Origin of the sequence: Ewingella sp. AOP9-I1-14 (genome assembly GCF_052375995.1) — a bacterium.
GTDB lineage: Bacteria > Pseudomonadota > Gammaproteobacteria > Enterobacterales > Enterobacteriaceae > Ewingella > Ewingella allii.
This window is the reverse complement of the sequence record NZ_JBQSVA010000030.1, coordinates 1-3,238: the sequence shown is the minus strand read 5'-3', so window position 1 is coordinate 3,238 and position 3,238 is coordinate 1. Positions and strand designations below refer to the sequence as shown.

4 protein-coding genes are annotated in these 3,238 nt (G+C 48.8%); 1 reads left to right on the top strand and 3 read right to left on the bottom strand.

Annotated features, from left to right (window positions below; genetic code table 11):
* A partial coding sequence (locus ACT3RT_RS22990) for a sigma-70 family RNA polymerase sigma factor (protein ID WP_021553344.1) occupies positions 1-368 on the top strand: 368 nt, incomplete at its 5' end.
* 51 nt (positions 369-419) lie between these two features.
* Here the strand turns inward: ACT3RT_RS22990 and ACT3RT_RS22985 are convergent.
* The 3 genes from ACT3RT_RS22985 to ACT3RT_RS22975 form a co-directional block, all read right to left on the bottom strand.
* On the bottom strand, positions 420-1,226 hold the full coding sequence (locus ACT3RT_RS22985; RefSeq protein WP_001061054.1) for a family 1 encapsulin nanocompartment shell protein: 807 nt from the start codon (positions 1,224-1,226) through the stop codon (positions 420-422).
* Position 1,227: 1 nt separating this feature from the next.
* Complete coding sequence (locus tag ACT3RT_RS22980; protein ID WP_001567967.1) at positions 1,228-2,283, bottom strand: Dyp-type peroxidase; 1,056 nt, start codon at positions 2,281-2,283, stop codon at positions 1,228-1,230.
* Positions 2,284-2,376: 93 nt separating this feature from the next.
* On the bottom strand, positions 2,377-3,238 hold an 862-nt coding region (locus ACT3RT_RS22975; RefSeq protein ID WP_224164193.1), incomplete at its 5' end, for an NAD-dependent formate dehydrogenase.

Genomic DNA, 3,238 nt, shown 5'->3' with positions numbered 1-3,238 from the left:
ATCATCGGGCATTATCTGAACATAAAACACTATCAATAAGTTGGAGTCATTACCATGATATCTATCCGGATGATGAAACAGATACCCATCACCCAGTTTCTCCTTCTCTCTATTTGCAGGATAAATCCTCAGACTTTGCCGGCATGATTGAGGAAGATAACTGGGATGCGCAAGCAACGGACCATCTGGTTGCAGCGATGGAGACACTGGATCCCAGAAGTCAGGACATTATCCGCGCGCGCTGGCTGGATGACGATAATAAAGCGACATTGCATGAACTGGCGGAACGTTACGGTATATCCGCAGAGCGCGTGAGACAACTTGAAAATAACGCGATGAAAAAACTTCGCAGTGCGATTGCTCTTTAACCGGCTAACGTTACCGCGGCAGCCATTCTTCATGGCCGCCGCGTCTGTCTGTCATTCTTCAGGAGGAAGTAATGTTACTGTGGCTTCTGACGTGAGTGCACTGAAAGTGAAACTTTCCTGCAGATACAGCTCAACATCTGTGCCGGTATGGTTCAGGTAACCTATGGATATATCTTGGCCGATATCCATGACAAAATCACCGCCACGAGTGGTTAACAGTAATCCACCTTCGATAGCAGGGGCCCAGACAATTTCACCATCGATAAGCCGGCGGATATGCTGGAATACCGGATAACCGCCTTCATTACCGCCGGTAATCGACGTATAAGCCTTTTCACCTAACACCAGATGGTAGGGACCATTCACTCCTGCCACGCGTAACTGATCCAGTGCCTGAGCAACCACCGTTGGATAATCTGAAGCAGTAGCAGGTAAGGTTAAAGGTGTATTACTCGACTGTGGTCGAATCCCAGCAATACCTGCCGCCATGTAGCCATCAAAAATTGTCTGGTCCTCTGCAGCCGCAATTTTGCGGGCAGCTTCTTTTAGAGGGGACCAGTCCGAATCCTGAGAGCCACGTTCAACATCATCAATTGCCTGACGAGTTAATTTAAACGGGACCCTGAATTCAACCACCGGCAGTACCTGACGTTTTACTGCACTTACCCCTGCACAGGGGCCATCCAGATAGGCAACATGACCTGTCCCAACAGCCGACAATGCCGCCCCCTGAGGATCAGTGACATCCACCACCCGCCGAGCAGCAAGGAAACGTTTAAGTGTACGGGTTGCTTCCTCTTCAATCTGTTCCCACGCCGCATCGGAAACAGGCGCAAGTTCGCGATGTAGATTATTCATTCTAAACCTCTTTTTTTAACGAACCAATATTAAGGGAACCGGGCATTATGTCTCCTTTAATGGCGGTTGAGCGTAGTGTATTTATCACATCATCTCCCTGTTGACCGGGAGCTGACTGGGGTTCAATACTGTCCAGGAAGCTGGTCGTCGGAACGAAAAATAATGTTCCCGTTATCGCACGGCTGACATCCAGGATCCGATCATAATTACCCGGTGGATTACCAATAAACATATTCTCAAGCATCCTTTCAATACGTTCAGGTTTTCGGGAGTAACCGATAAAATAGGTTCCGAACTCGCCTTTGCCGGGATCGCCAAATGGCATATTGTCACGCAGTATGTCGACGTCCTCGCCATCCTCTTCAATACTGGTGAGTACATTATGAGCATAACTGGGTTTATCAGCATCCCTGAGCTCAATGTCTGATAGTTTTTCGCGGCCAATAATCTTTTCCTGCTGCTCAACAGGAATCGCATTCCATTTATCAAGATCATGCAGGTATTTCTGGACGATCACATAGCTCCCGCCAGCGAATACCATGTCCTCATCACCAATCAGGGTTGCATCCACAGCGGCCTGAGCGACCGGATTTTCAGTACCGTCAACAAAACCTAATAGATCGCGATCGTCGAAATACCGAAAACCCTGAACGGAGTCAACAACACTAACCGAGTTGCCGAGATCCGACAGTATCCGGCTGGCCAGCTCAAAACAAAGATCCATCCGGGCGGCGCGAATATGATATAACAGGTCTCCGGGTGTTGATGGAGCATGATGTACACCATTGATTTCACGGAATACATGCAAATATTCAGGTTTTGTATCCCCAAAAAGGCGCTCCCACCCTCCTTCACTCACCCCCATGACACACGACAACCCACCATCAGATATACGAAAACCGACGCCTCTGATAAGAGAGGAAAGTATGCTGCAGTGAGCACGCACGGCGACTTCAGCCGCTTTACCGGGATTAATAGTCACAACCAGAAATATGGCTGCACGCGTAAGTCTCTCATCCACAGGTTGAGAGACGGACTGTGAAAATGGACACCCCACCCTGAACTCCTTGATAAAGGTCAGTAAACAGAACTCCAGCATAGCAAAATAACAGACTGAACTGACATTATTACGCAAGTTCCACTGTAATGATCAGTTCAGTTGATAAGACTTTGCCCCGGTCCCGGCCAGTTGCCCGCGATCCACAATCAGATACTCTTCTCTGATAGGCGAGTTTCCCAGGAAGGATTCAAGAATTTCCAGCGTCCCCGCAGCATAACGAGCCTGTGCAGAAAGTGACGTGCCTGACATATGTGGCGTCATGCCATTCCAGGGCATAGTTCTCCAGGGGTGAGACGCGGGGGCTGGCTGTGGGAACCAGACATCACCAGCGTATCCTGCCAGGTGCCCAGACTTCAGCGCGTTAACAACCGCATCTCTGTCAACAAGTTGTGCCCTGGCGGTATTAATCAAATAAGACCCCCTTTTCATCTCAGATATCATTTTTTGATTAAAAAAATGCTCCGTTGATGGGTAGAGTGGTACCTGCAGATTAACAATGTCCACAGTACGAGCCAGGGACTCTGCATCAGGATGGTATGTTAACCCTAACTCCTCTTCGATAGCTGACGCAAGACGGTGGCGTTGGGTGTAATGCAATGGCATATCAAACGCTTTTAATCTGCGTAATACAGCAAGTCCAATACGGCCAGCGCCAATAGTCCCAAAATGCATACCTTCAACGTCATAACTTCGTGTCACACAGTCTGCAATGTTCCATCCACCATCGGCCGAAATTTGATGCGAAGGGAGATAATTTCTTACCAGGGAAAGCACCATCATGACCACATGTTCTGCCACACTGATGCTGTTTGACCCAGTAATTTCCGCGACAGTGATACCTGCCTTCGCGGCCGCGTCGAGATCCACATGATCAGAACCAATGCCGGCAGTTAATGCCAGTTTAAGTTTCGAGGCTTTTTCTATCCGGTCCCTAGTTAAATAGGCTGGCCAG

Coding starts and splice junctions, on each gene's coding strand:
- ACT3RT_RS22985 (WP_001061054.1), bottom strand. CDS start 1,226: ATGAATAATCTACATCGCGAACTTGCGCCTGTTTCCGATGCGGCGTGG.